The organism is Paenibacillus sp. FSL R5-0490 (assembly GCF_001956215.1).
In the GTDB taxonomy this organism is placed as follows: domain Bacteria; phylum Bacillota; class Bacilli; order Bacillales; family Cytobacillaceae; genus Cytobacillus.
Genome location: NZ_MRTQ01000018.1, coordinates 67106 through 90253 on the forward strand (window position 1 = coordinate 67106; position 23148 = coordinate 90253).

Sequence of the window (23148 nt, forward strand, 5' to 3'; positions counted from 1 at the left end):
CTAGACAGGCCTCGAAGTTCAAAAATTTCTACACTCTTATCTTTGAACAAAAAGAATAATGAGAGTCTTTTCCCGTTTTGTAATCAAGAGACAAGGGAAAAGATAGGCAGAGCGATTTGTATGCTGGATATCTGCAGGCCAGCTGTTAAAATTCACCATGATCAGCTTAATGGGAGGTAACAGAATGGGAGGATATCTCATTTATTTTGCAATAATTATTCTTGTTCCGCTTTGGGCACAAATGAAAGTAAAGGGAGCTTACAGCAAATATTCAAAAGTTCCTTCATCCACGCAAATGAGGGGTGCTGAAGTAGCCAGAAGAATTCTGGATGAGAATGGTCTATATAAAGTTGGCGTTGAAGAAACCAGGGGGCATCTAACAGATCATTATGATCCGCGATCCAAGACAGTCAGACTCTCAGCAACAAATTATCATGGCCATTCTGTGGCTGCAGCTGCCATTGCAGCCCATGAAGTTGGCCATGCTATCCAGGATAATCAGGATTACGCTTTTCTGCGTTTCCGCCATGCACTCGTACCTGTTGCGAATCTTGGTTCAAACTTCTCCTGGATTTTAATCATGATCGGTTTTTTTGCTGGGTTGAGCGGTATGGTGCTGCTTGGAATTATCTTCATGGCAGCTGCAGTGGTTTTTCAGGTGATCACACTTCCGGTAGAGTTCAATGCTTCCAATCGTGCGATGGATCAGGTAGTATCCCTTGGAATTATCAGAAACGATGAAGAAAGAGAGACTAAGAAAGTATTGAATGCAGCTGCGTTGACATATGTGGCGGCAGCAGCCGTGGCTGTGCTGGAATTGCTGCGTTTAATTCTTATTTACACAGGAATGACCAGATCTGAGTAAAAAGCCGGTAATGCCGGCTTTTTTAATGAAAAAAAGTGATGCCCTTGGGACATCACATTGATTTTTAGCGTTCAACCGGCTTTTTATTTTCATCCAAAGTAAAGCCTTCTCCCAGCACGTCATGTACAGCTGTGACAGAAACAAATGCATGGGGATCAACAGAAGTAATCGCATTTTTTAACCGCACAATTTCATTGCGGCCGACAACACAATACAATACTTCCCGCTCTTTTTTTGTGAAAGAACCGTGTCCTTTTAACACGGTAACGCCCCGATCCATTTCTTTCATGATTTTATCGGCAATTGCATCGTTTTGTTCTGATATGATCATGGCCCCTCTTGCTGCATAAGCCCCTTCCTGCATGAAATCAATTACTTTTGCACCCACAAAAACAGCAACCAGCGTATACATGGCTTCCCTGTAGTTCAAATATGTAATTAATGAAAGGGCAATCACAAAAAAGTCAAAAATGAACATTGTCTTTCCCATGCTGACTCCAGCATATTTATGTACAAGCCTGGCAATTATATCAACTCCGCCTGTTGTGCCTCCAAACCTGAAAATGGTGCCAAGGCCGATCCCGATAAAAACACCCGCGAATAAGGAAGCAAGAGTCAAATCCTCTTTTAATGGCATTTCAATCTGGTAACGCTGAAAAATCCATAGGAATAGGGACACACCGACCGTTCCGATGATGGTATAAAGAAAAACATTCCTTCCCAGTAGTTTCCATCCGATAAAGAAAAGAGGTATATTTAGCAGAAGGTTAGTATAGGAAGGGTCCCACTCGAAAAGGAAGTATAAAAGCAGGGTAATACCAGTGAAACCGCCTTCAGCCAAGTTATTTTGCATATTAAAGTGAACAAGGCCCCATGAAAAAATGGCCGAGCCAAGCAAAATGAAAAAAATATTCTTAAATTTCAATCCATAAAACATATTATCCCTCCGCTGCCTGAATATCACAATACCAAAGCGTATCTAATTATATAAGATACAGATTATAAGAGCAATAACATCAAAGGATAAGAAGCGGCAGACAGACCATCTATAAGCAATGAAAAAAAATATTTGTAAAATGGCTGAGCTATAGCTTAACATGAAAAGTGGAAATCCCGTATATAGAACATGTAATAAAAACAGAGGTGAAAGTATGGAGAGACCAAAAACAATGAAAGACATGCAAACAGACGTTGACAAATACATAAGCCAATTTAAAGAAGGTTATTTCAGCCCATTGGCCATGCTTGCAAGGATGACCGAGGAACTTGGGGAACTATCCAGGGAAGTGAACCATCACTATGGTGAAAAACCAAAAAAATCCACAGAGGAAGAAAAGGCTATCGAGGAAGAGCTTGGAGATATGCTCTTTGTTCTAATATGCTTTGCTAATTCCTTAAATATTGACTTAGAAGAAGCGCACGATCGTGTCATGGAAAAATTCAGCACACGCGATAAAGACAGATGGACAAGAATTGAAGAGTAGAGGAGAGAGAAAAATGGATAAAGTTAAAGTTATTATAGCGGGACCGCGGGGGAGGATGGGAAGCGAAGCCGTCCAGCTTGTTAATCGAACAGAGAACTATGAGTTAGCTGCCGTGATCGACCATAAAAATGGCGGTGGCTTTCTTAGCGATTTTGAAGGCTTCTCGCAATTTGGCCATGTTCCGGTGTACACAGATCTTGCCCTAGCCTTTCAGGAGCTGAGTCCCGACGTACTGATCGATTTGACAACTCCGGAAGTAGGAATGTTCCATACAAAAACTGCCTTGGAATATGGTGTAAGGCCAGTTGTGGGAACAACAGGATTTTCGAAGGATAATCTGAAAGAGCTTGAAGAACTTTGCCATGAAAAAGGAATTGGCTGCATTATTGCCCCAAACTTTGCACTTGGTGCTGTATTAATGATGAAATTCTCCCAATTGGCAGGAAGATATTTTAATGATGTGGAAATTATTGAGCTGCACCATGACCAGAAATTGGATGCACCATCTGGTACTGCAGTTAAAACAGCGGAGATGATTGCTGATGTAAGAACGAAAAAGGAGCAGGGGCACCCGGAGGAGAAGGAAACGATTCCTGGTGCCAGAGGTGCAAATTTCGATGGCATGCATATACATTCTGTACGCCTGCCCGGCCTGATTGCTCATCAGCAGGTGATGTTCGGCTCTGAGGGCCAGACATTGACCATCCGTCATGACTCATATAATAGAGCTTCCTTTATGTCAGGAGTAAAACTTGCTGTTGATACGGTCTTAAAAATTGATACACTCGTTTATGGTCTCGAAAATATTATCGATTAGAAAGGGGTGCCGACATGAATATTGCTTTAATAGCCCATGATAAGAAAAAGGATGATATTGTAAGATTTACGATCGCCTATAAATCCATTCTTGCTGAACATACCCTTTATGCTACCGGAACAACCGGTTCCCGCATCATGAAAGAAACTGGCCTTTCCATTCATCGTTTTCAGTCCGGACCACTTGGCGGGGACCAGGAAATTGGTGCTTTAATAGCCAACAATAAAATGGATGTTGTGTTTTTCTTCAGAGATCCTCTGACTGTTCAGCCTCATGAACCGGATGTCTCAGCTTTGGTGCGCCTCTGTGACGTATATGCTGTGCCGCTCGCGACCAATATGGGCACAGCTGAAATTATTATTAAAGGCCTTGAACGCAATGATTTATCCTGGAGAAATATTGTTAGTGAAAAAGGTGACATGAATGAACCCGGATAACCTCGATATTTTGGCATTTGGCGCGCATGCTGATGATGTTGAAATCGGCATGGGCGGCACAATTGCCAAGTTTGCCTCTATCGGCAAAAAGATTGGAATATGTGACTTAACACAGGCAGAGCTTTCTTCCAATGGGACGATTGAAATCCGTAAAGACGAATCGCTGAAAGCAGCAGGCATTCTGGGAGTTAGTGTCCGTGAGAATCTTAATCTGCCTGACAGGGGCTTATTTTATAACCAGGAATACATAAAAAAGATTGCTGAAATGATCCGCAAATATAGGCCTGCCCTTGTGTTTGCGCCATATATGGAGGACAGGCATCCAGACCACGGGCATTGTGCCCGCCTAGTGGAAGAAGCCGTCTTTTCAGCCGGAATCAAGAAATATGAAACAGGCGGCAATTTTGCTCCGCATAAAGTGAAAAGCCTGCACTTTTACATGATAAATGGCTTCCATAAGCCTGACTTCCTAATCGATATCTCTTCATTTATGGATAAAAAAATTGCAGGTCTCGAGTCCTATCAGAGTCAATTTGCAAAAAGCCCAGGTTCATTTGATACACCGCTTGTCAACGGTTATATTGAAACTGTTGCAGCGAGGGAAAGTTTATTTGGAAAACAGGCAGGGGTGCAATATGCAGAAGGTTTTAAAGTGAAGAATCCCTTACTGGTAAATATGGATATATTCGGTGGAGAAATATGAGAAAAAAATTAAAAATAGGTATAACCTGCTATCCCACGGTGGGAGGTTCAGGTGTTGTAGCAACAGAATTAGGGAAAATGCTTGCCGAAAAAGGCCATGAAATACATTTTATTTCATCAAGCCTCCCTTTTAGACTAAAAAGGATGTACCCCAATATTTTTTATCATCAGGTGGATGTCAATCAATACTCCGTATTTCAATATGCTCCTTACGATATCGCGCTGGCAAGTAAAATGGCGGAAGTGATAAAACGCGAGGGCCTTGATCTGCTGCACGTGCATTATGCGATTCCCCATGCAGTTTGCGCGATTCTGGCAAAGCAGATGAGCGGTACAGACATTAAGATTGTTACCACCCTTCATGGAACAGATATTACAGTTCTCGGGTACGACCCATCCCTTACAGATGCGATACGTTTTGGAATCGAAAAGTCTGATGGAGTTACAGCTGTTTCCAAAGCTTTAATATCACAAACTTATGACCTGATCAAACCTGATAAGTCCATAAGAGCAGTTTATAACTTTATAGATGAAAGAATATACAGGAAAACCGATTCTCTTTACCTAAAAGAAGAATATGGAATAAAAGCTGATGAAAAGGTGATCATCCATGTATCTAACTTCCGCGGTGTAAAGCGGGTGCCTGATGTTGTGAAGGCCTTTGCAAAAATTTCTGAAGAAGTTCCTTCAAAGCTGCTGTTAGTAGGAGACGGACCGGAAATGAGCGTTATATGCAGACTGGTGAATGACCTGAAGCTTAAAGACAAGGTTTTGTTTTTGGGAAAGCAGGACAATGTGGAGGAGCTTTACAGCATCAGTGATTTAATGCTCTTATTATCGGAAAAGGAAAGCTTTGGACTTGTTGCTCTTGAGGCAATGGCATGCGGAGTGCCATGCATCGGTACTGATGTCGGTGGAATTCCCGAAGTAATCAGCGATGGTGAGACCGGCTATATTTGCACTTTGGGCGATATAACTGAAATCTCGCTAAAAGCGATTAAATTGCTTACTGATGAGAAACTGCTAGAACGGTTCTCTTCACAATCCATTTCGCTTGCAAAGGACAGTTTCAGTGCCGGCCGCATTGTCAGTCAATATGAAGAGCTATATTATGAACTTTTGGAAAAAGGTGACCTTTGATGAATGAAGCTTTTGCAAAGGCAGTTCCTGTGCTCGAGAAGCTTGAGGATGCAGGTTTTGAGGCCTATTTTGTAGGAGGCTCTGTCAGGGATTATATACTTGGAAAAGAAATTGCAGACGTTGATATTGCAACTTCGGCTACCCCGGAAGAAGTAAAAGCCATATTTTCAAGAACACTTGATGTGGGTATTGAGCATGGCACTGTGGTGGTACTATACCATGGCATACCCTATGAAATTACAACCTTCCGAACAGAGGCTGAATACCTGGATTTTAGGCGGCCTTCAGAAGTGCAATTTATCAGATCACTGGAAGAGGATTTGAAAAGAAGAGATTTTACGATGAACGCGATTGCCATGGATAAAGAAGGGCTGCTTATCGATCCTTTTAACGGGAGGGGCGCTATAGAGGGAAAAAAAATTTGCACTGTAGGCAAGCCGGCTGAGAGATTTACTGAAGATGCCCTTCGAATGATGAGAGCAGTCCGCTTTTTCAGCCAGCTGGCATTTGAGATTGAAAGAAACACTTATGATGCTTTGGCATCCCTGTCACATTTACTTGAAAACATAGCAGTGGAAAGAAAGCTGGCAGAGTTCGAAAAGTTATTAGCAGGAACCGGCAGGATGAAAGCTCTTAAGGTCATTGCGGAAACAGGATTGTCTAATTATCTGCCAAAAATGTCAGGCTTCCAACAGGAATTAAAAGAGGCGGAGAAATATAATGCAGCTGATCTGACAGGAGATGAAATGTGGGCCTTTCTTGTGTATAACTTTAAGTTGGACCAGTCACAGGCTGAAGATTTTCTGAAGAACTGGAAACTGCCTGTAAAGAGAACAAAAAGGATAGCTTCGATTATCAACTGGATCCGGTACAGAGCCAAAAACCAGTGGGAGGCCTATTCCCTTTATCAGGCAGGGGACAAATCCCTGAATGCGGAACGGGTCCTTAACGTAATCTTGCATGAGGACTCAAGCAGGGGAACAGACAGCCTGCTGAGTCAATATAATTCTCTGCCGATTAAAGAAAGAAGCGACCTTCAGCTTACTGGAGATCAGCTGATGAATTGGTTTGGCAAACCTCCTGGTCCCTGGATTAAAGCGGAGCTTGAAAAAACCGAAAAAGCAGTCTTGCGCGGCGAAGTGAGTAATAGCAATGAATCCATAAGGGAGTGGCTCATAAAGTGCAATCAGAAATCAGGAACAAATTGATTGATGCTTTTACGAAAAGCAATGAGGAATATCTTTCAGGCCAGTATTTAGCTGACCTGATTGGATGTTCAAGAACGGCTGTATGGAAGCATATTGAGGAGCTGAGGAAAGAAGGCTTTGAATTGGAAGCGGTCAGAAGAAAAGGTTATCGGATAATAAAAACACCTGAAAAAGTTACCCCTGATGAAATCAGGCTTGGTTTGCAGACTGAGACCCTTGGACGCCAGATTCATCATGAAGAAAGTGTTGATTCAACTCAGAAGATTGCCCATCGCCTTGCATACGAGGGTGCGCAGGAAGGAACGGTCGTTATTGCGGAAGAACAGCTTTCAGGCAGGGGGAGAATGGACAGGAGATGGCATTCTCCCAAATCAACAGGCATATGGATGAGTGTTATTCTAAGGCCGAACATTCCACCGCCGAAAGCTCCGCAGCTTACACTGATTACAGCAGTGGCTGTTGTACAGGCAATTGAAGAGCTGACCAATTTAACACCGCAAATTAAATGGCCGAATGATATTTTGATGAACGGGAAGAAGGTTACAGGAATTCTGACAGAACTGCAGGCGGATGCCGACCGGATTATTTCTATTATCATAGGAATTGGCATCAACGTTAACCAGCAGCTTGATGATTATCCCGATGAACTTAAAGAAATTGCCACTTCATTATCCATTGAAAAAGGCGAAAAGCTTTCAAGAGCTGAGCTGATTAAAATCCTGCTTGGCAAACTGGAAAACCTGTATAAACTTTATTTAGATAAGGGCTTTTATCCGATTAAGCTTTTATGGGAAAGTTATGCGGTCAGCATTGGGAAAAATCTTACTGCTAGAACGATTACCGGAAGCATATATGGCAAGGCCCTTGGAATTACCGAAGATGGGGTCCTGATGATTGAGGACAGCAGCGGGAAAATCCATCACGTATATTCTGCAGACATTGAGCTGGATGTATAGAATGCCGGCCTGAAAGTTTTTATAGCCAACTCATTTCCCTTTTTGATATACTTTTTATGGGCAGTATCCTTAACAGAACTGCACCTTTTGTAAGGAAACACAAATATAATATATCTGCCTAGATCCAAAAAAGTGGACCGGGACAGAGGGATGAACTGATATATGAGCTAATGTAAAATCCTTCTGCCGACAGAAGGATTTTTTAATGTTCTGTTTTTTAAACTCATTAAAGTTTTATTGCCTCTTCCTGTATAAGGAGGACGAATGATGAAGCAAACAACAGACTTTTTAAAAATGAAGGAAAATGATGAGAAAATTGTCATGCTGACCGCCTATGATTTCCCTGCTGCCAAACAGGCTGAAAAGGCCAATGTGGACATGATACTTGTTGGGGATTCGCTGGGGATGGTAGTGCTGGGCTATGATTCAACCGTTCCTGTTACGATGGAGGATATGATTCATCACGGAAAAGCTGTTAAACGGGGGGCACAACATACATTCATTGTAATTGACATGCCGTTTATGAGCTATCATTTATCTGTGAAAGACACACTGTTAAATGGAGCAAGGCTCATTCAGGAGACTGGTGCACATGCTGTTAAGCTTGAAGGCGGTGATGAAGTTGCACAACAAATCACGGCCTTAACAAAAGCAGGCATTCCTGTTGTTGCCCACCTCGGACTGACACCACAATCCGTTGGCGTCCTGGGTGGCTATAAGGTCCAGGGGAAAAACGCTGAAGCAGCCAGAAAGCTGATTGATGATGCCAGGGAATGTGAGAGAGCCGGAGCATTTGCTCTTGTCCTTGAGTGTGTCCCAAAACAGCTGGCAAAGCAGATCACGGAAGAATTGACGATTCCAGTCATTGGAATCGGGGCCGGCAAGGATACCGATGGACAGGTCCTTGTGTACCATGATGTATTAGGATACGGTGTAGATCGTGTTCCAAAGTTCGTGAAACAGTATGAAAACCTGAACCCGATTATCGGCGACAGCCTTACTAAGTATTCCGCTGAAGTGAAGAATGGAGCATTTCCTGATGATTCCCATTCTTTCAGGATGAAAGAGGAAGAGCTGCTGAGTCTGTATGGAGGAAAAGCATGAGAACGATTACTGATATAAGAGAAATGCAAAGGATTGCTTTACAGCTTAAGAGGGAAGGAAAGACAATCGGGTTTGTCCCGACAATGGGCTATTTGCATGAAGGCCATCTCTCGTTATTACGGAATGCCAGGAAAGAAAACGATGTTACAGTGGTCAGCATCTTTGTTAATCCGCTACAATTTGGACCTAAAGAAGATTTAGCGACATATCCAAGGGATTTAGAGCGTGACAGCAGCCTTGCAGAGAAAGAGGGCTGCGATTATCTTTTCTTTCCTTCAGCAGAAGATATGTATCCTGCAGCACTGTCGGTAACGGCTAAGGTACAGGAGCGGACAGATGTGTTATGCGGAAAATCACGGCCAGGGCATTTTGATGGTGTTGCCACAGTCCTGATAAAACTGTTCAACATTGTTCAGCCGGATAAAGTGTATTTCGGGATGAAGGATGCCCAGCAGGTGGCCGTCGTTGACGGGCTTGTAAGAGATTTTAATATTCCAGTGGAGATTGTCCCTGTTCAGACGGTCAGGGAAGAAGATGGTCTAGCTAAGAGCTCACGGAACGTACATCTTCTGCCGGCAGAACGCGACCAGGCCTCTGCTCTCCATCAAAGCCTTAAAATGGCGGAGTCTCTAATAACTGAAGGGGAGTACGATCCAGTCAAGATTCTCAGCGTCATAAGGGGATTTATTGAAAAAAACACAAGCGGGGAAATAGATTACATTGAAATTCTATCCTATCCTGATCTTAAACAGCTTACCCGTCTCGAAGAGAAAATCATTATCGCTATGGCCGTTAAATTCACAAAGGCCCGTTTAATAGATAACGCAATAATATCAGTGAGAAAAGAAAGTTAAGGGAGGAAGCAGCATGTTTCGCACCATGATGAATGGCAAGATCCATCGTGCAACAGTAACAGAAGCCAATCTGAATTATGTTGGCAGCATCACAATTGATACGGACATAATTGAAGCGGTAGGAATGGCGCCCAATGAAAAGGTTCAGATCGTCAATAATAACAATGGTGCAAGATTTGAAACCTATATTATTCCAGGGGAAAGAGGCAGCGGAGTAATCTGCGTAAACGGGGCAGCTGCACGTCTTGTCCAGGAAGGCGATATAGTCATTATCATTTCATATGCTCTTGTTCCTGATGAAAAGGTGCCTTATCATGAACCGAAGGTAGCCATAATGGACAGCAAGAATCGGATCGCTGACATGATACATGCAGAGCCGGAAAGTACAGTGCTATAATGTATTTTAACTAGAGCGGAACTCTTAAGGAGCTTCGGCTCTTTTTTATAATAGTCAGTGAATAAGGGACCTGAGCAGGTGGAAGAAAATAAAGAGGGAAAAGTATTTGCCTTTTTCTTTTTCCGTTTTTATGATACCTTTTGAATGACTGAATATGAGGTGTTAGCCATGGGTAATAAATATGTCGTAGTGGATTTGGAAACAACCGGGAACGCCCCGAAAAAAGGCGATAAAATAATACAATTCGCTGCTGTGGTAATCGAAAACGGAAAAATTACTGAGCAATACTCCTCCCTTATAAACCCGGAGCAATCTATTCCCCCTTTCATAGAAGAACTGACAGGTTTGTCAGATGAAATGGTCGAGGATGCCCCGCTTTTTTCGGAGATTGCCCCTAAAGTCCTGACTTTGCTTGAGGGTGCCTATTTTGTGGCACACAATGTTCTGTTTGATTTGTCTTTTTTACAGGAAGAATTGATTGAGGCAGGATATAACGGATTTTACGGTCCTGTTCTCGATACAGTGGAGATGGCCCGAATCCTTTTTCCTACCGCAGATAGCTACAAATTATCGGATCTATCACTCCGGGAAGGACTAAATCATGAACGCCCCCATCAGGCAGACAGCGATGCATATGTTACAGCTGAGCTCCTGTTAATATTATTAAACAAGCTTAAAAATCTTCCTCACACCACCATAGAACGGCTTCATAAGCTGTCTGGAGGCTTAAAGAGTGATCTTGATATATTATTGGACCAGCACATTTTAACTAATGATAGCAAGATTGAGCAATTGGCAGATGATATTGAAGTTCACAGAGGCATTGCTTTAAAAAAAGGAACGGAACGACAGGAGTCTGCAGGATCCGGACTTCAGGCCTTTCCTTTCTGTGAAGAGGAAAAACAGGCATTGTTCGTTAAAGCTTTCCCGTCCTATGAAAAAAGGCAAGGCCAGTTTATCATGATGGATTCGGTTTATGAAGCCTTCAAAAATAAACAGCATGCATTAATAGAGGCAGGAACTGGTGTTGGGAAATCCCTGGCATACCTTGTTCCGGCGGCTTTACATGCAAAGGAGAGCGGCAGAACTGTCATTATCAGTACATATACAACACAGCTGCAGGAGCAGCTGCTTTCAAAGGATGTTCCTCTGCTGCAAAAAATGCTTTCATTCCCGCTTAGTGCTGTATTGCTGAAGGGGAGAAGCCACTATATCAGCCTAGCGAAGTTCGTTCAAACACTAAGAGATGATGAAGATAATTATGATACAATCCTCAGCAAAATGCAGATTCTTGTATGGCTCCTGGAGACTGACACTGGTGATATTGATGAATTAAACCTGTCAAGCGGCGGGATGATTTACTGGAGCAGAATAAAGAATGATGAAACAGCTTTTTTGCAGGATAAGTCGTGGATATCGAGAGATTTTTATCTGAGGGCAAGAAAGGAAGCACAAAAGGCAGATATCATTATTACGAATCATTCACTGCTATTAACGGATCTTACTGCAAGTACTGCTATTTTGCCGGAATTCAGCCATGTGGTGATCGATGAAGGGCATCATTTTGTTAAGGCTTCCGGGAAACATTTTGGAAACAAGCTGGATTATTTATCAGTGCGGCTGATGCTTGGACAAATTGGAATGATGGAACAGAAACAGCTCTACTATAAGCTTGAGAAGCTGGTGGAAGAGAAAGCAGGGACACGGGATGATTTCCTGCATTCTTTTGAAGTCAACCAATTAATAGCTGATATTCTTCATGAAATGGATGAATTGTTCAGAGTAATAGCGATGTATGCTAAGAAGTACAATAAAGCCAAAAAAAGCGTAAATCGAATTTCAGTGAGATTTACTAAAAGTGCTGCCAATAAGGAAACGAAGGCTGTATTAGCGGGTGCCGAACGTTTTGGATTTATGCTTAAGGATTTAATCCAGGCCATAGACAGTCGTGTATGCGCAGTTTCAGCAATTAAATCGGCCCTGTCTCTTGAGGAAAAGGCATTAATGGAGGAAGTGGCTTCAGTTTTGGATGATTTGCGGGATATGAATGAAGACTTAAAGCATATCTTTCATTTGCCGGCCGCCGAATTTGTTGTATGGATAGAAATGGATACGCGCGCAGCACAAAATGCCACAACGGTTTATGCACAGCCTGTATCGGTTTCTGAATACCTCAATGATCAATTCTTCAGCCAAAAGGAAAGTGCGGTCATTACATCTGCCACTTTATCTGTAAAAAATTCCTTTAGCTTTATCGTAAAAGAATTAGGGCTGGAGGAACAGCAATGCACTCTAAAGCAAATTCAATCTCCTTTTGATTATCAGAATCAGGTTAAGCTCGTAGTTTCTGATGATTTGCCTGAAGTTAATGCAGTACCGCTGGAGGAGTATGTGGCATCCATTACCGAGCATATTATTTCAATTGCGGAAGCTGCAAAGGGAAGAATGCTGATTCTTTTCACTTCACATGAAATGTTAAGGAAAACCCATGAACTTATCAAGGAATCAGGATTTCTGGAGGACTATGCTATCATCGCCCAGGGTGTGACAAGCGGGAGCAGATCAAGGCTAACGAGAAATTTCCAGCGTTTTGATAAAGCCATCCTCCTGGGGACAAGCAGCTTTTGGGAAGGTGTGGATATCCCGGGTGAGGATCTTTCCTGTCTTGTAATTGTAAGACTGCCTTTTTCACCGCCTGATGAACCGATGGCTCAGGCAAAGAATGAGCAAATTGCCAATAAAGGAAAAAATCCGTTTTCCGAATACTCATTGCCCGAGGCAATTATCCGTTTTAAGCAGGGGGTAGGGAGATTAATCCGAACAAGTTCCGACAGGGGAGTCATCGTAATATTTGACAGGAGAATCATCACCGCAAGGTATGGGAAAGCATTCCTGGATTCCATTCCTCCCATTCCTGTCAAGAAAAGCAATATTGATGAAATTGTTGATTTGATTAATAATTGGCTATAAACGTTTCGTGTATTTTCATTTTCATTCCTTTATGATGAACAAAGATCTGTAATGCAGGATAAATTTAAATGATTAACACATCATAAATTTGTTGGGTTTTAATAAACCCTCAGTCTGCTTTTGTTTCAATGTAGGAGGAATGGAAAGATGAACGTGCTGTTCGCCTTTATGCTGCTGTTTGCGAATTGGTATTACATACCGAAAGATTCACCGGCAGTTCCTGTTAAAGTGGAAAGCATTGACTTAAAATTAAAAAGTGATGAACTGGCTTTTACGTTTTTTTCTCTATCGGATGGCGAGTCTGCCTTAATTCATCATGGAAATGACGAAAAAATCCTCATTAACACCGGCGGGCAGGGAACTGAGGGTGAATTAAGAAAGCTCCTTGAATTATATGGCGTTAATCGGATTTCAGCAGTCATCCTGACAAATAAAGAATTATATAATAAGGCAAGCCTTAAATGGCTTATTGAAAACTTCGGGGTAAGGGAAATTATAGCGAATGAATCTGCCCTGTCAGAGCTGAAGTCTGAAAAAGGAATAAGTGATCTCGATTTTCATGCCTGGAATCAAAATGCGAAGCAGCAGCTTTTTCCGGGATTACATGCAGAAGTTTTATACGAAGGCAGTGACCTGGGTGAAGGAATGGATATTTCCTTTATATTTAAAAGACATCGGGTATTGTTTATGAACTCGACAAGTCCGGAAGCCAAAGAATTTCTTATGGAAAAAGAGTTATCGAATGTTAATATTGTTAAACTTCCTGCATTTGGAGGAGATGGCTCTATATCAGAAGAGATGATTAAACATCTGGATCCCCAGATCGCTATTCTTTTTTACAGACCATCTATAAAACATGATTCAGATCTGTTCCGGCTGTTAAATGATGCCTGGGTTGATGTATATTATACAAGAAAGCACGGTACGGTCACCATCAAATTTACAGACGTTAATTATGAGCTATTCACGATTTTCCCGGGTGAGGAGTTCAAATAAACAGAAAATGAACCTTCACGAAAAATTCCCAGGGAAGATTTTGTGAAGGCAATTAATTTTTGGCGGCTAATTAGTGTAACTCAGCTAAGTTCTTGCCTTTTGAAAAGGAAGGTAACGAAAAAGCTGCGCTTATGGCGCAGCATGACGTGGTGAACCAGAAGAAAATTTGTATTGTTTTAATACCAGTTGATCATTTCTGCTGTTATACTGTTACTGAGAATTATTTCTTTGTAAAGTTAGTTTAACCTTAACGGTTGGGTATATAAGTTACAAATATTGTAGAGGCTGAGGAGGAATTCCAGAATGGAAAGCAAAATTGAGGTTTTATCTACGGTGAAGATCCAGCAAAGCCCGGATCTGTATAAAATTGTTGATGCACTGAACAGAACGTTAAAAGAAAAAGACTTGATGTTCGGTTTGGCGCTTGATCAGGAAGACCAAAATAAAGCGATTTTTACGATTTATCGTACATAAAAGAGTGATGGAGACATGAAAAAAATATTATGGGGTATCCTTATTCTGCTTGCTATAAGCATTGGAGCAGGCTCTTTCATTTACTTAAACAGTATGAAGCCAGTGAGGGCAGCAGAATCAAAGGCAGTTGAGCTTGCAAAACAGGAAACGGATCTTGCTGAAGCTGAAGACTTCAACTTATATCATGGAACTGAGACCTTCTATGTGATTGAAGGCAAAGACCATGATGGTACAAGCATATATGTCTGGGTTCCGGAAAAAAAAGGAAAAATCGTCTCACTGAAGCAATCCGATGGAATTTCCAAAAATGAAGCCATTAACAGGCTCAAGCAGGAGAAGAATTCTGCTGAGATCGTGTCTGTTCGGCTGGGGATGGAGAAAAATATTCCATTATGGGAAATTCATTACCGTTCCGGCAGTAATTTAATAAATTATTACTATATAGATTTTAAAACAGGGGAATGGCTGAAAAAAATTGAAAACCTGTAGCCATAGGCATTCACCGCCACAGTGCAGGAGAAAATCGGGAGGAAGCAAGCAATGGAGATTCAATTGGCACAAAGAGTAAAAGCATTAACACCATCAACAACTCTGGCAATCACTGCTAAAGCAAAAGAACTAAAGGCCCAGGGACATGATGTTATCGGATTGGGAGCAGGCGAACCGGATTTTAATACGCCACAGCATATCATTGATGCTGCAGTGAATTCCATGAATGAGGGTCATACAAAATATACACCATCGGCAGGTCTTCCAGCATTAAAGAAAGAAATCGCAAACAAGTTTAAAAAAGATCAGGGACTTGAATATGATGCTTCACAAATCATCGTAACTAATGGGGCAAAGCATGGCTTATATACACTGTTCCAGGTATTGCTGAATGAAGGGGATGAAGTCATTATCCCGATTCCATATTGGGTCAGCTATCCTGAACAGGTTAAACTAGCCGGGGGTGTTCCTGTTTATGCAGAGGGAAGAGAAGAAAATGACTTTAAAATCACTCCGGAACAGCTGGCCAAAAGCATAACTGACAAAACCAAGGCTGTTATTATCAACTCTCCAAGCAACCCGACTGGCATGCTTTATTCTGCTGAGGAATTAAAGGAGCTTGGCGAGGTATGTTTGAAGCATAATGTGCTGATTGTATCTGATGAAATTTATGAAAAACTGGTTTATGGCAGCCATCAGCATACTTCGATTGCTGAGCTTTCACCAGAGCTTAAGGAACAAACCATTATAATTAACGGGGTATCCAAATCTCATTCTATGACAGGCTGGAGAATTGGATATGCTGCAGGCAATAAAAGTATTATCAAAGCTATGACCAACCTTGCCAGCCACAGTACATCCAACCCGACAACAACAGCACAATATGGCTCGATCGCTGCATATGCCGGGCCGCAGGATACATTGGAAGAAATGAGAGAAGCATTCGAACATCGACTAAACGTTATCTACGATAAATTAATCAGCATTCCGGGCTTTACCTGTGTAAAGCCACAAGGTGCATTTTATCTGTTTCCTAATGTAAAAAAGGCAGCAGAACTGACCGGATTTGCGAGTGTCGATGAATTTGTGGAGGCGCTTCTGGAGGAAGCGATGGTTGCAGTTATTCCTGGATCAGGTTTTGGCGCTCCGGATAATATCCGTTTATCCTATGCAACTTCTCTTGAGTTATTAGAAAAGGCAGTGGAACGGATGCACGGATTTGTTGAAAAGAACTTAAAATAATAGTAAAACGGGAAAGCCGGATCGTATCCGGCTTCCTTCTATGTTTTCAGCCTAATTAGAGCGATTAATAATTTACTGTTATTGCTTGTCAATGTCCTTGAAGGTATAATATATAGCGATACATAAGAAGTGATTGCTTAGATTTTTTTGGAGGGAACTTAAATTGATAAAAACAACAATTTCTCAAGTTCATAAATATGTTGATCAGGAAGTTACCATCGGTGCTTGGATTGCCAACAAGCGTTCAAGCGGGAAGATTGCGTTTTTGCAGCTGCGCGATGGTACAGGATTTATTCAAGGTGTTGTAGTAAAAGCGGAAGTGCCGGAGGAAATCTTCCAAGGTGCTAAATCAGTCACTCAGGAATCCTCTGTATATGTGACGGGCAGAATCCAAAAGGACGAGCGTTCTCCTTTCGGATTTGAAATGCTGGTGACAGGCCTTGAAGTTCTTCATCAGGCTGTCGATTATCCTATTACGCCAAAAGAGCATGGAACTGAATTCCTTATGGATAATCGCCACTTGTGGCTGCGGTCCCGCCGTCAGCATGCAGTCATGAAAATCAGAAATGAAATTATCCGGGCAACTTATGAGTTTTTCAATGAGCAAGGGTTTTCCAAGGTTGACCCGCCAATTCTGACGGGCAGCGCACCGGAAGGAACGTCCGAGCTTTTTGCGACCAAGTATTTTGATGAAGATGCTTATTTATCCCAAAGCGGCCAGCTTTATATGGAAGCAGCTGCGATGGCTCTTGGAAGAGTATTTTCATTCGGTCCGACTTTCCGTGCTGAAAAGTCAAAAACCCGCCGTCATTTAATCGAATTTTGGATGATTGAACCTGAAATGGCTTTCTGTGAATTTGATGAAAACTTAAAGGTTCAGGAAGAATATGTTGCTCATATTGTTCAGTCCGTACTTAAGAATTGTCCAATTGAACTTAAAACACTTGGCCGTGATACAGAAAAGCTTGAAAAAATTACAGCACCATTCCCGCGTATCACGTATGATGAGGCAATTAAGTTTCTTCAGGAAAAAGGCTTCGATGATATTCAGTGGGGAGACGACTTTGGAGCACCGCATGAAACAGCTATTGCAGAAAGCTATGATAAGCCAGTCTTTATCACGCACTATCCAACTTCACTGAAGCCTTTCTATATGCAGCCGGATCCTGCAAGAGAAGATGTTGTACTATGTGCCGACTTGATTGCTCCTGAAGGATATGGTGAAATCATCGGCGGCTCTGAGCGGATTCATGATTATGACCTGCTTAAGCAGCGCATAGATGAACATAAATTAGATTTGGATGCTTACAAGTGGTACCTGGAGCTTCGCCAATATGGTTCAGTGCCACATTCCGGATTTGGTCTTGGGCTTGAAAGAACTGTTGCCTGGATCAGCGGCGTCGAGCATGTACGTGAAACAATTCCGTTCCCTCGATTATTAAACCGCCTATATCCATAATAAAAAATGAATTAATAAATAAAGCAAAAATCCGCCTCCCGCGGATTTTTTGCTTCTTCCAGTTTCGTTAGAACATTCAAAAGAAGGCAGTCAAGCTGAATCTTCATGGAAAAGTTACCGTTTTTTCAACTCACTTTGGTCACTATGTTCATGATATACTGAGAAGGAGGTGTCCCGAATGTCCAAAAATAGTTTATTAAAATGGCTGCAGGAAGGTAATATTTCAATACCTGGCGTCCTGCTTTCACAATATAAAGAAATGAATTTGAATGAACATGAACTCGTCCTGATACTTCATGTAATTTCCTATATTGAACATGGGAATCAATTTCCCACCCCTGTAGAATTATCTTCCCGCATGACCATTTCTGTGGCTGAATGCACGGAAATGCTAAGAAAACTAATCCAAAAAGGCTTTATTGATATTAAAGACAGCTACTCTGCCGATGGAATCAGATATGAAAGTTACCATCTTGATCCGCTTTGGGAGAAGCTCATTGATCAGTTTCTGCTCACCGGTAAAAAAGAGGAAGCTGCTAAGATGCAGCAGGAGGAAACAGATCTTTATACCTGCTTTGAAAGGGAGTTTGGCAGGCCGCTTTCACCTTTTGAATGTGAAACACTTGCTCTTTGGATGGATGATGATCACCATGATCCCCATATTATAAAAGCTGCCTTAAGAGAATCTGTCCTGTCCGGTAAATTGAATTTCAGGTATATAGACAGGATTCTTTTTGAATGGAAAAAGAACGGCATAAAAACGATTGAACAGGCTAAAAGCTATGGGAAAAAATTCAGACAGAATCAAGCACAGCAAAGGACGAAGAGGGAGGATACTCCGTCACAGACAACGAAATCTGTTCCCTTTTATAATTGGCTTGAACAGTAAGCAGACACTGCTGCCGAAAAAATAATGAAGATAGTAAGTTGGTGATTTCTTTGTTAAATAAAACACAAATTAGACACTGCCTTGATGCAATGGGAGAAATGTTCCCTGAGGCACATTGCGAATTGAATCATTCCAACCCGTTTGAACTGGTCATAGCAGTGGCACTGTCTGCACAATGTACTGATGCACTGGTTAACAAAGTGACAAGGAACCTGTTCCAAAAGTATAAAACCCCCGAGGATTACCTTCAAGTTTCCATAGAGGAGTTACAGGAGGATATCCGTTCCATTGGTCTTTATCGAAACAAAGCCAAGAATATCCAAAAGCTATGCAGATTGCTTCTCGCTGAATATGGAGGGGTAGTGCCGCGCGACAGAGACGAGCTGACAAAGCTCCCCGGAGTAGGCCGCAAAACAGCTAATGTCGTAGTCTCAGTGGCTTTTGGGGTGCCTGCCATTGCGGTTGATACTCATGTTGAACGAGTCAGCAAAAGGCTTGGTTTCTGCCGCTGGAAGGACTCTGTACTGGAAGTTGAAAAAGCATTGATGAAGAAAGTGCCGTTGGATGAATGGTCAATTACACATCATCGTATGATCTTTTTTGGAAGATATCACTGTAAGGCACAGAATCCTCAGTGTGAAATCTGCCCGCTGCTCGATTTATGCCGCGAAGGAAAAAAACGAATGAAGGTGAAGCAGGCAAAATGACCGGAGAAATCGTCATTCCTGTTAAAGAACAATTATGCCATTCCCTGTTTTATAAAAGGGGTGATTCATTGGCTGTAAAAGAAGAATCTCTTTTCGCTTACCAGCCGTTGCCGCCCTTTTTATATGAAGCGGCTTTTTATGCGGGAATCCCTTCAGTAAGACCTTGGGAAAACAATGCTAAATATATTCCGGTTATGATTGATGAATGGGCAGGACAGAAGGATCTTCTTGGTATGCACTTCACAAACCGTGACCGGAAAGCTGCTTTAGATCCGATGAAAGTATCTTTGGGATTGTTTTTACAGATGCTCTATTGGACAAACCGGAAGCCGGTAAACCTTTTGTCCGATCCCGGAGAGTTGTCAATAAAGCCAGTGAATATTAAAGAACGGCTGGATTTCATTTTTGCACGTCCGGCTTTTTATCATTCTTACATACAGCTGTCTGAACTTATAGACGAAATGGAGAAGCAATGTATGAAGATGCTGGCATTGGAAAAAATGAAGAAAAAGCGCTGATTCAAAACTGAATCAGCGCTTTTTTCATTAGCTTTATTTAATTACGGCCGCCATTGGATTCAGATCCGTTGCCGGAAGCTCCTCCGGTGTCACCGCCAGTTCCAGTCCCTGCTCCAGTTCCCGTTCCTTCTCCAGTTCCAGTATCGCCTTCTCCGGAACCTTCATCATCACCGTCGCCGTTTCCGGCTCCTTCACCATCTCCAGAGCCATCTCCGGAACCTTCACCATTACCATTTCCAGAACCTTCACCATTACCATTTCCAGAACCGTCGCCATCCTGGTCTCCGTCCTGGCCGCCTTCACCATTTTGGTTGTCTTGACCTTCCTGTTCTTCTTCCGTTCCATCCTGCCCTTCACCTTCCGTTTCATCTTCTTCGATGAGGCTTGGATCAGGGATTTCTACTTTTACAGACGCAGGATCACTTTGCTGGTCACCGTTAAATGCTGTTACTTTAAAGGTATACACAGCCCCTGGCTGAGGGTTGGCAATTTTTAAGCCTTTTTCTGAAGTAACGCTGAGCTGCTGATCTCCGCCTTCATTAACGGATACAGTCACTTCAAATTGAGTGCCTTCTGCGTCTTCAGGGTAATCCCATGATAATGTGATCTCATTTGCCTCCTGGTCAAAGTTCGCTGACAGGCCAGAAGGGGAGTCCAGTTTATCAAATTTCTCAGATACTTGAGTCGGAGCATTGCCTTTCACAGCGTACTCATAAATGATTTGCTCCTTAGGTGTGTACTGGCTTGCCAGTTTGGCAGGATTGCTGCCTTTTTCAATGGCTACCTTCTCCACAGAGTTAGGTGCCTTGAAGTCCTCGGTTTCTTTTCCTTCTGATACATGTGCCATTAAGCTGCTGAAAAGCTTTTGCGCAATTTTTTGCTCATCTCCGGCCGGGATATAATTTTTTCTATCCTGATAGCCGGTCCAGACAGCTGCTGTATAGTTAGTTGTATAGCCTGCAAACCAGGCATCAGGCACGGCACCTCGGGGTATTCCAAATTCCTGTTCCTGTTCATCTGTATAGTTTGTAGTCCCTGTTTTCCCTGCTACAGGCAATCCTGGAACATCAGCCAGACGGCCGGTTCCGTAAGAAGATTTAACTACACTTTTCAGCATATCACTGATCATAAATGCTGTATAATCCTTCATCACTACTTCAGATTCAGGTTTCAAATCAAGCTTCGTGCCGTCACGCATTTCAATTTGCTTGATGGCATGTGGCTCAGTATAGAAGCCATTGTTTCCAAATGCACTGTATGCACCGGCTACCTGAAGAGAAGAAACCTCATAAGCGCCGATGGAATAGGACTCATACATCTCTTTCATTGGAATGCCTAATTTATTGGTGAATTCCAATGCTTTATCAGTCCCGACTTCCTGAAGTGTTTTCAGAGCCGGAATATTGCGTGAGCGGGCAAGGGCCTCACGCATGGACATAGGACCCATGTGCTTTCCATCCCAGTTATTGATTTTTGTACCTCCGGAATATGTGTGAGGTTCATCAACAATTGTATGGTAAGTGCCCCATTTTAGATATTCAATTGCTGGTCCATAATCGACAATTGGTTTAAAGGTTGAACCGGCATGTCTTTTTTGATCCACGGCAAAGTTAAAGCCGCGTTTTACTTCCTGATTGCGTCCTCCGCCGATTGCTCTGATTTCACCAGTTTTTGTATCCAGCAGGGTGATTCCCGCCTGGAACTCTTCATCAGGATAGGCTACGGCTGCATCCGTATTTAAAATGTTTTCAACATGCTTCTGTGCATTCGGATCCAGTGTCGTATAAATTTTCAGGCCATCAGAATACGGATTTAAATCTGGATATTTTTCTTCCACTTCATCTAATACAACGTCAATGAAAGAATCATATTTTGATTCGTTTGTTTCTCTTTTTTCTTCAGCCACAAGTGTAGATTCAACAGGAACCTTTTGGGCTGCTTCCATTGCTTCTTTTGTAATAAAACCATGCTGATTCATCAGTGAAAGGACAATATTTCTCCTTTTCTCTGCTTTGTCAGGATGATCAAAAGGATTGTAATTGTTCGGGCTTTGCGGCATGCCGGCTAGAAGGGCGGCCTCATGAAGCTCCAGCTCACTAAGTTCCTTATCGAAGAAAATTTTCGATGCCGTTAAAACGCCATGGCCTTCAGACATATAAATCTTATTGACATACATTTCAAAGATTTCCTGTTTTGTATACTTGCGTTCAAGCTGGAAGGCAAGCCAGGCTTCCTGGGCTTTCCTGCTAAGCGTTTTTTCATTATTCAGGAAGGAGTTCTTTACCACCTGCTGGGTAATCGTACTTGCCCCTTCAGAACCAAATCCGCGCGTAACATTTGCGATAACAGCACCGCCTAAACGGATTAAGTCCATTCCATTATGTTTATAAAATCGGACATCCTCAGTTGCTAAAAAGGCGTCTTCCACAAGTTTTGGAATGTCTTCATATGCGACATAATCCCGGTTTTCCGAGCCTACATCTGTAATGAATTCGCCCTCCATATCGTAAATCTGTGAAGAAATGGGATCCTTCAGCAATTTTTCATCAAGCTTTGGTGCGTCTTTCACCATAAAAGCAAAAGCGCCTGCTCCTAAGAGCATTCCAGCAATTCCGAGGGCAATTAAAATAAGGAAAATACGTTTAAAAGTGCCTGTGCCTTTTTTCTTGCCCTTCTTTTTAGGCTTGGATTGCTGTTTGCGGCGCTCCTCCCTTGATTGATATTTTTCTGTCATATCTATGTTCATCCTTTCTGACAATGGAACTGTAAATTAATTATTTAAGGGTATAAAGATAATCTATTATCTTAATATAGTCAATTCTGGGCTGAAATCCAAGCGGAATGTAATGGCCATTCATTTCAATTTCACCCTTGGTGATTGATTTTCTCCCCCCATCCTTCATTCTCTCCCAATATGAGAGCAGATGATGTGCCTCTAACAGGAAAACTTCTTCGGTAGCCGAGAAGCGGAGGAGGACAAAACAAATTCCTTTCTGGGCTAAAACTTTCTCCATGTGCTTTACCTGGTGCTCATGAAAATTTTTTAAAGGGAAGGAGGTCGTGTTCTGGGTTTCTTTTGCTTCAAAATCAATATATCTGCCTTTATACACACCATTATAATCAGTTGTTGATGCTTGTTTGAAATAAGCTTCTTTAATAACGGCTGCACTTCTCTTTGGATAATCGACCTGTACGATTTGAACAGGCGTGGGCTTTTTATGAATAGTGGCTATCCCATGTTCCAAATAGAATTCATTGGTTTCATTTATATCTTCCTCCAGTGTCATTCCGCGATTGCTGTATGTCCATTTCTTCTCTGGAGCCAGTTTTTTGGCGCTATTAGCAGGCGGGGTATATCTCCTGCCATTAGGATAGTGGAAATTCATGCGTTCACCTCATTTTCAGCTACTCCCTATGATAACAAAAGTACGCGTGATTTG

Annotated in this window: 23 protein-coding genes; 20 read left to right on the forward strand and 3 right to left on the reverse strand. The window is 42.2% G+C overall.

Annotated elements, in window-relative coordinates; all coding sequences use genetic code 11:
- The first annotated feature begins 184 nt into the window (after nucleotides 1-184).
- A complete protein-coding gene (locus tag BK139_RS15640) occupies nucleotides 185-865 on the forward strand; it encodes a zinc metallopeptidase (RefSeq protein WP_048008306.1) in 681 nt (226 codons plus the stop codon).
- Nucleotides 866-929: 64 nt separating this feature from the next.
- Here the strand turns inward: BK139_RS15640 and BK139_RS15645 are convergent, their stop codons facing one another.
- The gene (locus BK139_RS15645) at nucleotides 930-1802 is read right to left on the reverse strand and encodes a YitT family protein (protein WP_076260504.1); all 873 of its coding nucleotides are present in this window, start codon (nucleotides 1800-1802) and stop codon (nucleotides 930-932) included.
- A gap of 214 nt (nucleotides 1803-2016) precedes the next feature.
- Between BK139_RS15645 and BK139_RS15650 the strand changes: the two genes are divergently transcribed.
- From BK139_RS15650 to BK139_RS15740, 19 genes are all read left to right on the forward strand, one after another.
- Complete coding sequence (locus BK139_RS15650; RefSeq protein ID WP_076260507.1) at nucleotides 2017-2349, forward strand: nucleotide pyrophosphohydrolase; 333 nt, start codon at nucleotides 2017-2019, stop codon at nucleotides 2347-2349.
- A 13-nt stretch (nucleotides 2350-2362) separates the two neighbouring features.
- Nucleotides 2363-3166, forward strand: a complete 804-nt coding sequence (gene dapB / locus BK139_RS15655; protein ID WP_076260509.1) for a 4-hydroxy-tetrahydrodipicolinate reductase — start codon at nucleotides 2363-2365, stop codon at nucleotides 3164-3166.
- A gap of 14 nt (nucleotides 3167-3180) precedes the next feature.
- A complete protein-coding gene (gene mgsA / locus BK139_RS15660; protein ID WP_076260512.1) occupies nucleotides 3181-3603 on the forward strand; it encodes a methylglyoxal synthase in 423 nt (140 codons plus the stop codon).
- Nucleotides 3590-4306, forward strand: coding sequence for a bacillithiol biosynthesis deacetylase BshB1 (bshB1, locus tag BK139_RS15665; RefSeq protein WP_076260514.1), 717 nt, complete (start codon nucleotides 3590-3592; stop codon nucleotides 4304-4306). The genes mgsA and bshB1 overlap by 14 nt, the downstream gene beginning before the upstream one ends.
- The gene (bshA, locus tag BK139_RS15670) at nucleotides 4303-5445 is read left to right on the forward strand and encodes an N-acetyl-alpha-D-glucosaminyl L-malate synthase BshA (protein ID WP_076260516.1); all 1143 of its coding nucleotides are present in this window, start codon (nucleotides 4303-4305) and stop codon (nucleotides 5443-5445) included. The genes bshB1 and bshA overlap by 4 nt, the downstream gene beginning before the upstream one ends.
- Nucleotides 5445-6653 (forward strand): CCA tRNA nucleotidyltransferase, encoded by a 1209-nt coding sequence (locus BK139_RS15675; protein ID WP_076260518.1) that lies wholly within the window; start codon nucleotides 5445-5447, stop codon nucleotides 6651-6653. Before bshA ends, BK139_RS15675 begins: the two co-directional genes overlap by 1 nt.
- Nucleotides 6626-7609 (forward strand): biotin--[acetyl-CoA-carboxylase] ligase, encoded by a 984-nt coding sequence (locus tag BK139_RS15680; RefSeq protein WP_083675395.1) that lies wholly within the window; start codon nucleotides 6626-6628, stop codon nucleotides 7607-7609. The genes BK139_RS15675 and BK139_RS15680 overlap by 28 nt, the downstream gene beginning before the upstream one ends.
- 267 nt (nucleotides 7610-7876) lie before the next feature.
- A complete protein-coding gene (gene panB, locus BK139_RS15685) occupies nucleotides 7877-8713 on the forward strand; it encodes a 3-methyl-2-oxobutanoate hydroxymethyltransferase (protein ID WP_076260523.1) in 837 nt (278 codons plus the stop codon).
- On the forward strand, nucleotides 8710-9567 hold the full coding sequence (gene panC / locus BK139_RS15690; protein ID WP_076260526.1) for a pantoate--beta-alanine ligase: 858 nt from the start codon (nucleotides 8710-8712) through the stop codon (nucleotides 9565-9567). The genes panB and panC overlap by 4 nt, the downstream gene beginning before the upstream one ends.
- Nucleotides 9568-9580: 13 nt before the next feature.
- On the forward strand, nucleotides 9581-9964 hold the full coding sequence (panD, locus tag BK139_RS15695; protein WP_076260528.1) for an aspartate 1-decarboxylase: 384 nt from the start codon (nucleotides 9581-9583) through the stop codon (nucleotides 9962-9964).
- A gap of 168 nt (nucleotides 9965-10132) precedes the next feature.
- Entirely contained in the window at nucleotides 10133-12934 is a 2802-nt protein-coding gene (gene dinG, locus BK139_RS15700; protein WP_076260530.1) for an ATP-dependent DNA helicase DinG, read from the forward strand.
- Nucleotides 12935-13081: 147 nt separating this feature from the next.
- Nucleotides 13082-13930 carry a ComEC/Rec2 family competence protein gene (locus BK139_RS15705; protein WP_076260533.1) on the forward strand — a complete coding sequence of 283 codons (849 nt, stop codon included), beginning with the start codon at nucleotides 13082-13084 and terminating at the stop codon, nucleotides 13928-13930.
- Between the two features lie 303 nt (nucleotides 13931-14233).
- Complete coding sequence (locus BK139_RS15710) at nucleotides 14234-14404, forward strand: YpmA family protein (RefSeq protein WP_009332715.1); 171 nt, start codon at nucleotides 14234-14236, stop codon at nucleotides 14402-14404.
- A 15-nt stretch (nucleotides 14405-14419) separates the two neighbouring features.
- Nucleotides 14420-14893: a cell wall elongation regulator TseB-like domain-containing protein gene (locus BK139_RS15715; protein WP_076260536.1), complete on the forward strand. Its 474-nt coding sequence runs from the start codon at nucleotides 14420-14422 to the stop codon at nucleotides 14891-14893.
- Between the two features lie 57 nt (nucleotides 14894-14950).
- Complete coding sequence (locus BK139_RS15720) at nucleotides 14951-16135, forward strand: pyridoxal phosphate-dependent aminotransferase (protein WP_139325641.1); 1185 nt, start codon at nucleotides 14951-14953, stop codon at nucleotides 16133-16135.
- Between the two features lie 166 nt (nucleotides 16136-16301).
- On the forward strand, nucleotides 16302-17594 hold the full coding sequence (asnS, locus tag BK139_RS15725; RefSeq protein ID WP_175609139.1) for an asparagine--tRNA ligase: 1293 nt from the start codon (nucleotides 16302-16304) through the stop codon (nucleotides 17592-17594).
- Between the two features lie 178 nt (nucleotides 17595-17772).
- Complete coding sequence (locus tag BK139_RS15730) at nucleotides 17773-18483, forward strand: DnaD domain-containing protein (protein WP_076260545.1); 711 nt, start codon at nucleotides 17773-17775, stop codon at nucleotides 18481-18483.
- Between the two features lie 50 nt (nucleotides 18484-18533).
- Nucleotides 18534-19190: an endonuclease III gene (gene nth, locus BK139_RS15735; RefSeq protein ID WP_076260547.1), complete on the forward strand. Its 657-nt coding sequence runs from the start codon at nucleotides 18534-18536 to the stop codon at nucleotides 19188-19190.
- Nucleotides 19187-19708: a YpoC family protein gene (locus BK139_RS15740; protein WP_076260550.1), complete on the forward strand. Its 522-nt coding sequence runs from the start codon at nucleotides 19187-19189 to the stop codon at nucleotides 19706-19708. The genes nth and BK139_RS15740 overlap by 4 nt, the downstream gene beginning before the upstream one ends.
- A gap of 37 nt (nucleotides 19709-19745) precedes the next feature.
- Here the strand turns inward: BK139_RS15740 and BK139_RS15745 are convergent, their stop codons facing one another.
- On the reverse strand, nucleotides 19746-22442 hold the full coding sequence (locus tag BK139_RS15745; RefSeq protein WP_076260553.1) for a penicillin-binding protein 1A: 2697 nt from the start codon (nucleotides 22440-22442) through the stop codon (nucleotides 19746-19748).
- Between the two features lie 40 nt (nucleotides 22443-22482).
- Nucleotides 22483-23094, reverse strand: a complete 612-nt coding sequence (recU, locus tag BK139_RS15750; protein WP_076260556.1) for a Holliday junction resolvase RecU — start codon at nucleotides 23092-23094, stop codon at nucleotides 22483-22485.
- Between the last annotated feature and the right edge of the window lie 54 nt (nucleotides 23095-23148).

What these genes read in the sequence shown, in the direction of transcription:
- BK139_RS15640 (WP_048008306.1), top strand. Translation starts at nt 185, where the DNA reads ATGGGAGGATATCTCATTTATTTTGCAATAATTATTCTTGTTCCGCTT.
- BK139_RS15645 (WP_076260504.1), bottom strand. Translation starts at nt 1,802, where the DNA reads ATGTTTTATGGATTGAAATTTAAGAATATTTTTTTCATTTTGCTTGGC.
- BK139_RS15650 (WP_076260507.1), top strand. Translation starts at nt 2,017, where the DNA reads ATGGAGAGACCAAAAACAATGAAAGACATGCAAACAGACGTTGACAAA.
- dapB (WP_076260509.1), top strand. Translation starts at nt 2,363, where the DNA reads ATGGATAAAGTTAAAGTTATTATAGCGGGACCGCGGGGGAGGATGGGA.
- mgsA (WP_076260512.1), top strand. Translation starts at nt 3,181, where the DNA reads ATGAATATTGCTTTAATAGCCCATGATAAGAAAAAGGATGATATTGTA.
- bshB1 (WP_076260514.1), top strand. Translation starts at nt 3,590, where the DNA reads ATGAACCCGGATAACCTCGATATTTTGGCATTTGGCGCGCATGCTGAT.
- bshA (WP_076260516.1), top strand. Translation starts at nt 4,303, where the DNA reads ATGAGAAAAAAATTAAAAATAGGTATAACCTGCTATCCCACGGTGGGA.
- BK139_RS15675 (WP_076260518.1), top strand. Translation starts at nt 5,445, where the DNA reads ATGAATGAAGCTTTTGCAAAGGCAGTTCCTGTGCTCGAGAAGCTTGAG.
- panB (WP_076260523.1), top strand. Translation starts at nt 7,877, where the DNA reads ATGAAGCAAACAACAGACTTTTTAAAAATGAAGGAAAATGATGAGAAA.
- panC (WP_076260526.1), top strand. Translation starts at nt 8,710, where the DNA reads ATGAGAACGATTACTGATATAAGAGAAATGCAAAGGATTGCTTTACAG.
- panD (WP_076260528.1), top strand. Translation starts at nt 9,581, where the DNA reads ATGTTTCGCACCATGATGAATGGCAAGATCCATCGTGCAACAGTAACA.
- dinG (WP_076260530.1), top strand. Translation starts at nt 10,133, where the DNA reads ATGGGTAATAAATATGTCGTAGTGGATTTGGAAACAACCGGGAACGCC.
- BK139_RS15705 (WP_076260533.1), top strand. Translation starts at nt 13,082, where the DNA reads ATGAACGTGCTGTTCGCCTTTATGCTGCTGTTTGCGAATTGGTATTAC.
- BK139_RS15710 (WP_009332715.1), top strand. Translation starts at nt 14,234, where the DNA reads ATGGAAAGCAAAATTGAGGTTTTATCTACGGTGAAGATCCAGCAAAGC.
- BK139_RS15715 (WP_076260536.1), top strand. Translation starts at nt 14,420, where the DNA reads ATGAAAAAAATATTATGGGGTATCCTTATTCTGCTTGCTATAAGCATT.
- BK139_RS15730 (WP_076260545.1), top strand. Translation starts at nt 17,773, where the DNA reads ATGTCCAAAAATAGTTTATTAAAATGGCTGCAGGAAGGTAATATTTCA.
- BK139_RS15740 (WP_076260550.1), top strand. Translation starts at nt 19,187, where the DNA reads ATGACCGGAGAAATCGTCATTCCTGTTAAAGAACAATTATGCCATTCC.
- BK139_RS15745 (WP_076260553.1), bottom strand. Translation starts at nt 22,442, where the DNA reads ATGACAGAAAAATATCAATCAAGGGAGGAGCGCCGCAAACAGCAATCC.
- recU (WP_076260556.1), bottom strand. Translation starts at nt 23,094, where the DNA reads ATGAATTTCCACTATCCTAATGGCAGGAGATATACCCCGCCTGCTAAT.